This window comes from Paludibacter sp. 221, from assembly GCF_010501035.1.
In the GTDB taxonomy this organism is placed as follows: Bacteria; Bacteroidota; Bacteroidia; order Bacteroidales; family Paludibacteraceae; genus QVMH01.
Window position 1 is genome coordinate 50,053 of the sequence record NZ_QVMH01000029.1, and the last position, 7,240, is coordinate 57,292.

Below are 7,240 nucleotides of genomic sequence, written 5' to 3' on the forward strand. Positions count from 1 at the left end.
TAAGGTTACTATAAAGCTATACTTGGGTGGTTACTAAGGTTTGATAATAGTACTGATGCGTTAAATATTCGGAGGTGTTTTTAAAAGTATGCTCCATATATTTTTCTGATTACGTAATTTTTTTTAGTTTAAAAAATCAAACACATGTTATAAGAAACTTTTATTTTAAGATTGGCTCTCGAAAATGGAAGATATTTTTTATCTTTGCCCAATTAAAACAGATAGTAATAAAGTTAGTTTGATTAAAAACATGGGGAAAATTATCTCTTTAGCAAACCAAAAAGGAGGAGTAGGAAAAACAACTACTGCTATCAACCTGAGTGCATCATTGGCCAGTTTAGGCAAAAAAGTATTACTTGTAGATGCCGATCCGCAGGCAAATGCCTCGTCGGGATTAGGCATTGATATCCGCTCGCTGGAATACACCATATACGAATGTTTAATTGATGGGGTATCGCCCGAAAAAGCTATACTGCCAACCGAAGTGGAAGGATTATACATTATTCCGTCGCATATCGATTTGGTTGGTGCCGAAATTGAAATGCTCAATATGGAAAACCGCGAACGGTGCATGCAAAAGCTGCTTACCCCACTGAAATCTGATTACGATTATATTTTCATCGACTGCTCGCCATCGCTTGGCTTGATTACAGTGAATGCGCTTACAGCATCCAATTCGGTGATTATACCGGTACAATGCGAGTATTTTGCACTAGAGGGCATCAGCAAGCTGCTTAATACGATTAAGATAATCAAGGGCAAGCTCAATCCGGCTTTGGAGATAGAAGGATTTTTGCTTACAATGTACGACAACCGCCTGCGCTTGGCCAACCAAGTGTACGACGAAGTGAAAATACATTTCGAAGGTATGGTTTTTGATACGGTTATCACCCGCAATGTCCGGCTGAGCGAAGCTCCAAGCCACGGAAAACCGGCACTGCTGTACGATCCGGAATCGAAAGGAGCTACAAACTATATAGATTTAGCAAACGAATTGATTAAATCACATTGAATCTAAAATAAGATTATTTTTCATGGCAAAAAATACTGAATCAAGACTTGGCAGGGGATTAGGAGCACTGATAGACACCGATAACATTAGCACCAGCGGCTCATCGTCTATCAGCGAGGTGGAACTAAGTCTTATAATAGCCAACCCTAACCAGCCACGTACGCATTTTGACGAAGAAGCATTAAGCGAACTGGCTACCTCAATACGTGAGCTTGGCGTTATCTCTCCTATTACCTTGCGTAAAAACGAAGATGGCACTTACCTGATTATTGCGGGCGAAAGGCGTTACCGCGCATCGAAAAAAGCAGGGCTAAAAACAATACCTGCCTACGTGAAAACTGCTGCCGATGAACAGGTAATGGAAATGGCGTTGATAGAGAATATTCAGCGTGAAGACCTGAACGCCATTGAGATTGCACTTAGCTTTCACCGGCTTATCGACGAGTATAAACTTACACAGGAACGCCTGAGCGAACGTGTGGGAAAAAAACGGACAACCATAAGCAACTATTTACGCCTGCTGCGCCTACCTGCCGAGATACAAGTGGGCATTAAGGATAAAAAAATTGACATGGGGCATGCACGTGCCATACTTGGACTGGACGACCCCACAGCACAACTGCGTATATACGAAGCTATACTTAAAAACAACTATAGTGTGCGTAAGGTAGAAGAGTTGGTGCGCTTATATTCGGAAACAGGAAGTTTTGAAACTGACAATAAATCAGAGAAAAAAGAAAACCCGGTAAGCAAACTGAAAGAGTTTGACGAACTGAAAAAACAGTTAAGCAACCGATTGGGCACAAAGGTTCAACTCACATGCAACACCAAGGGGAAAGGTAAAATAACAATACCTTTTGCCGGCGATGAGGAACTTGCACGCATTATGGAGCTGTTTGATAAAATCTGATAAGAGAGTTTGACCGGTGTATAAATATCCTTTCATATTATTCTTTATCTTATTTGCGGCAGGAGTTTCGGCTCAATCGCTGAGTGAGAATTTTTACGAAACTCCCGAAAACCCTGTTGAAAAAAACGACACGGTTGTCCATAGCAATATACTGCCGGATAATAACCAAACTGTGATTACCACCGATAGCGTACTTTCAGAAGGAACAGTATTGGATACTGTACGTACAAGGAAAGAAGCATTCAAACCCGACCCTGAAAAAGCTATTTGGCTGGGAGCTATAATTCCCGGATTTGGGCAAATCGTAAACAAAAAATACTGGAAGCTACCCATCGTTTATGGAGGGTACATGGGATGTGCATTTGCTATAACATGGCTTTCGGGCGAATACAATTTTTACAAATATGCCTATCTCGACATAATAGACAAGGATGATACTACAAATAGCTTTATGGATCCGATTCCCGATGGATATACCGTCGAATACTTTTATGGAAGCATGGAAACATATAAGAACACGCTGAAATCGGGAATGGATAATTACCGCCGTTACCGCGATTTGAGTATCCTTGTTTCTGTTGTTTTTTATGGCTTAACAATACTGGATGCGTATGTAGATGCCCAGCTATACGATTTCGATATAAGCCCTGATTTATCCATGCGGTTTGAGCCAACGATAATAAACAACAACACGGCATATGCACATGTGGACAATGATTATACTGTTGGACGTTTTTCGCAAATAAATGCCCCAAAACATGGTAATGCCATTGGAATACAATGGAGCATCCGGCTAAAGTAAAAATTAGTATATTTCAAACTTTAATACATGACAAAAAACTGAATAGCAATCAGTATTTTGCTGACATTAAATATTTTTGTTTAAGTTATCTACTTCCTTTTGCCTTGATGCAAAAGGAACAAAAAATCAAGACTCTGCCCGCNTGCCCGCTTCGCACGAAAAATTAGCGTTTGTCGGCTAAAATCTTCCAAACTCGCTCCTTACGTCGCTCAAACAGGGAAGATTTTTTAACGCCGACTGCTCTTATTTTTCGGCTCACCGGACAAGGTCAAAGAGTACCTATAACAGATTGAAGAAACATTCGACATTTTTTGTCATGTACTGAGGTCTCAAACTTCGTTTTTTCTAATAAACTGATGTAAAATAAAAAGGCATATTTTTTGTTTATATAAAACAAGAGAGAGAACATCCCTGAATAATTTTACCATTTAGTTTTTTTACTTTTTTCATCTACAATGAAGCAACTCTATAAATATATCACTCTGATATTATTAGTAATCTTTACAGTTAATTCGTCCTATGCATTTATCTTCAAAAACAAGAAAAATGCAGGTAAAAGCACAGAAAACGAGCCTACGGATACAATAATATCCACCGATTCATTGCAGTCCATACCTCAAGACTTTTACAGCATCGAACTCGTTAATGACAGCATAAACGAAAATGATACTATTGACATATTATCAGAAATCGAGCCGGGAATAACCGACAACGACCTTCAGCTACTTCAAGCTATCAGTTACGAACCGATGGAGCCTGCGTTGGTTTTTGACACTACGGGAGTAATACCCGACAATTTCGATTATATGCTTGACTATATGCTTCACTCGTGGGTAGTACAGCGTTCGCAAAAGCCGGAATGTAACGGCAATGGCGAAATCGTCCAAACCTCAGATTCTTTGTACATACGCCGGTTAGCATCGTTGCCTCATGTAATTGAAATGCCATACAACAAGCTGGTACGCAACTTAATTGAAACATATACCGACAAAAAACGTACTCAACTTGAATATATGCTCGGAATAAGCGAGTACTACTTCCCTATCTTTGAACAAGCGTTGGAAGCTAACAAACTGCCATTGGAACTGAAATACCTGCCCGTGATAGAATCGGCATTAAACACCAAAGCCGTTTCGCCTATGGGAGCTACCGGACTATGGCAATTTATGATTGGCACAGGACGCCTTTATGGCTTGGAAATAAACAGCTTGGTCGATGAGAGGATGGACCCCATAAAATCGACCAATGCAGCCATTCGTTTCTTAAAAGACCTTTACTCTGTATATGGAGACTGGCATTTAGCCATTGCAGCATATAACTGCGGCCCGGGCAATGTAAACAAAGCTATCCGGCGTGCGGGAGGCAAACGCGATTTTTGGGAAATATATCCGTTCCTACCTCGCGAGACACGCGGTTACGTTCCCGTATTTATAGCAGCAAACTATGCTATGAATTTCAACGAGCAACACAATATCTGTCCGGCAAAAGTTGAAATGCCCGTCCTTACAGATACAATCATGGTGTCGAACCGTATCCATTTGGAACAGGTAGCCTCAATTCTGAATATCCCGATTGAACAGATAAGAACATTGAACCCGCAATACAGAAGGGATATTATCCCCGGCGACATACAGCCCTACGCATTGTGTCTACCCCTGCAATATGCCAGCGCGTATATAGAGAATTGCGATTCGATTTGTCAGTACAGGGCCGACGAGTTGGTAAACAACCGCCGGAAAGAGATTGAGATATACAGGGCATCCGCTCCCGGTGGGTCGGGCAATTTGATTTATCATAAGGTAAAAACCGGCGATACATTGAGCGGTATCGCAGTGAAATATGGTACGTCAGCATCAAGAATACGGTCGTGGAACAACCTTTCAGGCTCAAGGATATATACCGGACAGCGTTTGAAAATATATAAGTAACTGCCAATGTATTCGGTTACAAGTTACACCTCTCATCGGATTTATAATTCGATGACATTCTAATAACGAATTTAAAATCCGAAAGAACAATACAACATTTATTCTGATATTGATGGAAAAGATATATTACTCGATAGCCGAAGTAGCAGATATGTTCAAGGTAACACAACCACACCTGCGTTTTTTGGAAAAAGAATTTGATAAACTAAAGCCCGGACGTACCCCGAAAGGAACCCGCCAATATACAAAAGAAGATATAGCAATGCTTGAGCAAATATTCTTCTTAGTCGACCAGCAAAAACTTACACTCGACGGTGCAAAGAAAAAACTGAACGATAAAAAAGACATGGTAGAAAAACAGCAACAAATACACAAAAGCCTCACTTACGTAAAAAAAGAGCTGAAAGGCATAGCACGCTTTTTGAATGAAGAATGAAGAATGAAAAACATCCGGTGAACGAAATTTCGTACGAAAAAAGGACTGTTGAACGTATGATAAGGCTGTATTGCCGTAAAACACACAAAAGCCCCGTACTGTGCGAAGAATGCTCTACCCTGTTGCAGTATGCGGACGATAAACTACACAAATGCCCATTCGGCAACGAAAAACCATACTGCTCACGATGCCATGTACATTGCTACCAACCCGAAATGCAGGAAAGAATACGAAAAGTAATGCGGTTTTCAGGACCGAGGATGATATTGTACTTTCCTGCCGACTTTTTCAGATATTGTTTCAGCAAATAGTTTTAGAAACTGTTTGCTGAAAGCACCTTACCCATTACCTTATCAAAACGGCTGTCCATACAGACACTCAAATCGGTAGTAACGAACTTCCCGTTATAGAATAAGCTGAAAATAGTAGCCGGAGACGGTGCATTTAAAGCATCCTCCAGCGTTTCCAATTTAATAACCGTCAGGGGAATGTTTCTTTTTTCAGCAGTTTCGACAAGCGAATTTCTAACATGAAATTCAGAAAAAGGACAACGGTTGCTGTAATACACAGTGATTCCTGTTTTATTCTCACATTCCCCACTCACTACACTTTTATTAAATTTCGGATTTTCGGCATCTTTCTTTATCTTTTTTACAAGCAAGGAAAAGCCATAAGGGAGCGTCTCGCAAATTTCAAATCCTTGCCGCTGCAGCCACTTAGTATCACTCATGAAGTGAAATTTACTTGTTCCGGCCACTGTAACCAAGCCATTTTTACCCATCTTTTCAGCATCGTCCAAGGCCGCTTGTAGCAGAGCTTTGCCATATCCTTGGGATTTATATTGCCCTGAAACCCAAAAACAATTTATCAGCAAATAATCAGGAGCTACAACCGGCACCCAGCCCTTCTCAGCAGGAACATACTCGATAAATACTTTGGCACGGGCATCAATCCGCCTGAAAATATAACCATTATCAAATTCCTTTCGGAGCCATTCTTTTTTCAGTTCGTAGCTTTCTTTGCACTTTTTATCTGAAAAAGCACAGCAGATATGCTCTTTATCCAGATTATCTTTGTTCAATGTGATAAAGTGTTCCATCGTATTAAAATAATTTTAGAAAATGTTTAAATTTAGCTCGCAAGATAAATTATGATGATTTTTTAGAAAAATTTCGGATTCGTTTTGCGATTTTAGCGGGCTAAATGAGCTGAATAGAAGACGAAATTTTATAAAAAAGGGGATTCAAAGAAATATAATCTCTAATAATTACCGATTCATAGATAGAATATCGCTCTGAGTAAGATAATTACTATCGTCGGCATATATGAACAGCACCGAACCTCCTTTTATCAAATCAATAACTTCTTTGCTTATGGCTTGTGGCAATGCCGGGCACCCCTGACTTCGTCCCAGCCTCCCTGCCGACTTTATAAACGAGGGATTAGAATAATCGGCTCCGTGAACTACGATAGCCCTGTCTTTTGCCCTGTCGTTTATTCCCTTCTCAAGCCCGCAAAGCACCAGCGAATAGCCATTTTTGCCCTGATATGTACCTTCGGTAAGGAAAAAGCCTAAAGAACTCTGATTAGACCCCAGCTTATTAGAGAAAGAAGTCGCATAATTTCCACCGCTATTTTTACCGTGTGACACATGTGTTTTGTACAGCACCTTCTTTTGTTTCATATCTATCACAAACAAACGTTCTTCGGTAGATGGTTTCGAAAAATCAATCAAAGTAAGTATATCTTTCTTTTTACCTTTAATGTTTTCAAAGCCCATATACGCCTGTTCAAATGCCTTATAATCCAATAAGCCATTCAGGTTCAAATCACTGTAAACTGATTTTATTTCAAACTTTCTTTGGTTGGGCGATATTTCTTTTATTGCATTTGTACATACAAAAGGAAATATCAATAAAAATAAAATAAGAATGTATTTATTCATCGATTATCCTTGTTTCGTAACAATACAAAGATAAACAATTTTTATACCAAACAACAAAACAGTTCGTTATCCCACAGAGTAACTCTCTAAGTATTTTCTTGATATCGTTAAATATTTGCCTCAAAAAATCAAAGCCTTTACATTTGCATCCATATTCTTCGAGCAAAAATGAAGAATGATTTAGTTAGCTACAAGTTATCAGCTACA

General features: G+C 39.6%; 8 protein-coding genes. 6 read left to right on the forward strand and 2 right to left on the reverse strand.

What is annotated here, in order from left to right; genetic code table 11:
* The first annotated feature begins 250 nt into the window (after window positions 1-250).
* The 6 genes from D0T49_RS07510 (at window position 251) to D0T49_RS07535 (ending at window position 5,399) form a co-directional block, all read left to right on the forward strand.
* Window positions 251-1,012: a ParA family protein gene (locus D0T49_RS07510; protein ID WP_163629985.1), complete on the forward strand. Its 762-nt coding sequence runs from the start codon at window positions 251-253 to the stop codon at window positions 1,010-1,012.
* A 22-nt stretch (window positions 1,013-1,034) separates the two neighbouring features.
* Window positions 1,035-1,922: a ParB/RepB/Spo0J family partition protein gene (locus D0T49_RS07515; protein WP_163629986.1), complete on the forward strand. Its 888-nt coding sequence runs from the start codon at window positions 1,035-1,037 to the stop codon at window positions 1,920-1,922.
* A 16-nt stretch (window positions 1,923-1,938) separates the two neighbouring features.
* Window positions 1,939-2,724 (forward strand): DUF5683 domain-containing protein, encoded by a 786-nt coding sequence (locus tag D0T49_RS07520; protein ID WP_163629987.1) that lies wholly within the window; start codon window positions 1,939-1,941, stop codon window positions 2,722-2,724.
* Window positions 2,725-3,179: 455 nt separating this feature from the next.
* Window positions 3,180-4,652, forward strand: a complete 1,473-nt coding sequence (locus D0T49_RS07525; protein WP_239057029.1) for a lytic transglycosylase domain-containing protein — start codon at window positions 3,180-3,182, stop codon at window positions 4,650-4,652.
* 112 nt (window positions 4,653-4,764) lie between these two features.
* The gene (locus tag D0T49_RS07530) at window positions 4,765-5,088 is read left to right on the forward strand and encodes a MerR family transcriptional regulator (RefSeq protein ID WP_163629988.1); all 324 of its coding nucleotides are present in this window, start codon (window positions 4,765-4,767) and stop codon (window positions 5,086-5,088) included.
* Window positions 5,085-5,399 carry a nitrous oxide-stimulated promoter family protein gene (locus D0T49_RS07535; RefSeq protein WP_163629989.1) on the forward strand — a complete coding sequence of 105 codons (315 nt, stop codon included), beginning with the start codon at window positions 5,085-5,087 and terminating at the stop codon, window positions 5,397-5,399. Before D0T49_RS07530 ends, D0T49_RS07535 begins: the two co-directional genes overlap by 4 nt.
* 2 nt (window positions 5,400-5,401) lie before the next feature.
* On the opposite strand, the gene D0T49_RS07540 is transcribed toward D0T49_RS07535, so the two are convergent.
* Both D0T49_RS07540 and D0T49_RS07545 read right to left on the reverse strand, forming a co-directional pair.
* The gene (locus D0T49_RS07540; protein WP_163629990.1) at window positions 5,402-6,187 is read right to left on the reverse strand and encodes a GNAT family N-acetyltransferase; all 786 of its coding nucleotides are present in this window, start codon (window positions 6,185-6,187) and stop codon (window positions 5,402-5,404) included.
* A 168-nt stretch (window positions 6,188-6,355) separates the two neighbouring features.
* Window positions 6,356-7,033: a murein L,D-transpeptidase catalytic domain family protein gene (locus tag D0T49_RS07545; protein WP_163629991.1), complete on the reverse strand. Its 678-nt coding sequence runs from the start codon at window positions 7,031-7,033 to the stop codon at window positions 6,356-6,358.
* Window positions 7,034-7,240: the final 207 nt, after the last annotated feature.

What these genes read in the sequence shown, in the direction of transcription:
- D0T49_RS07530 (WP_163629988.1), top strand. Translation starts at nt 4,765, where the DNA reads ATGGAAAAGATATATTACTCGATAGCCGAAGTAGCAGATATGTTCAAG.
- D0T49_RS07510 (WP_163629985.1), top strand. Translation starts at nt 251, where the DNA reads ATGGGGAAAATTATCTCTTTAGCAAACCAAAAAGGAGGAGTAGGAAAA.
- D0T49_RS07535 (WP_163629989.1), top strand. Translation starts at nt 5,085, where the DNA reads ATGAAGAATGAAAAACATCCGGTGAACGAAATTTCGTACGAAAAAAGG.
- D0T49_RS07525 (WP_239057029.1), top strand. Translation starts at nt 3,180, where the DNA reads ATGAAGCAACTCTATAAATATATCACTCTGATATTATTAGTAATCTTT.
- D0T49_RS07545 (WP_163629991.1), bottom strand. Translation starts at nt 7,033, where the DNA reads ATGAATAAATACATTCTTATTTTATTTTTATTGATATTTCCTTTTGTA.
- D0T49_RS07540 (WP_163629990.1), bottom strand. Translation starts at nt 6,187, where the DNA reads ATGGAACACTTTATCACATTGAACAAAGATAATCTGGATAAAGAGCAT.
- D0T49_RS07515 (WP_163629986.1), top strand. Translation starts at nt 1,035, where the DNA reads ATGGCAAAAAATACTGAATCAAGACTTGGCAGGGGATTAGGAGCACTG.